Source organism: Pseudomonas protegens (genome assembly GCF_003732485.1).
GTDB lineage: Bacteria > Pseudomonadota > Gammaproteobacteria > Pseudomonadales > Pseudomonadaceae > Aquipseudomonas > Aquipseudomonas protegens_B.
The window spans coordinates 1-506 of record NZ_MOAK01000033.1 but is presented as its reverse complement, the minus strand read 5'-3'; the positions used below and the strand labels follow the sequence as shown (position 1 = coordinate 506).

At 61.7% G+C, this 506-nt stretch carries 1 pseudogene; it reads left to right on the top strand.

From position 1 onward, the window contains the following. Positions 1 to 225 (top strand): annotated as a pseudogene (locus tag BLX41_RS34525) (methyl-accepting chemotaxis protein); the annotation flags it as partial. Positions 226 to 506: the final 281 nt, after the last annotated feature.

Sequence of the window (506 nt, the reverse complement as noted above, 5' to 3'; positions counted from 1 at the left end):
CAGATCGCCCAGGCGATTACCCAGATCAACGAACGCAACCTGCTGATTGCCACCGCCTCGGAAGAACAGGCCCAGGTGGCGCGCGAGGCGGACCAGAACCTGACCAGCATTCGCGAGCTGTCGATCCAGAGCTCGGCGGGGGCCAGCCAGACGGCCAGCGCCTGCGGGGAGATGGCCAATCTGGCGATCGAGTTGAACCGGCTGGTGGCACGGTTCAAGGTTTGAGCGCGGTTTTTTGCCCTATGGTGGTCTGGTTCCTCCGTGGGGGCTGGCTGGTCAGCGAAGCTTGTCGACGATGATGTGAGGGGGCTTCGACAGTGTTTGTTCTTTGTGGGGAAGGGGGGTACATATCCGTTGCTGCGGGTGTGGCCACTTATGGTTTCGCCCTTACGGCGAGTCACTTTGGAAAGCCGGAATGCCGGCCCAACCCAAAGTAACCAAAGGCTCTTGCCCCTCCACTCGGTGCCTCGCCTAGGCTCGGCATGCCCTCACTCCGGCATTGATCC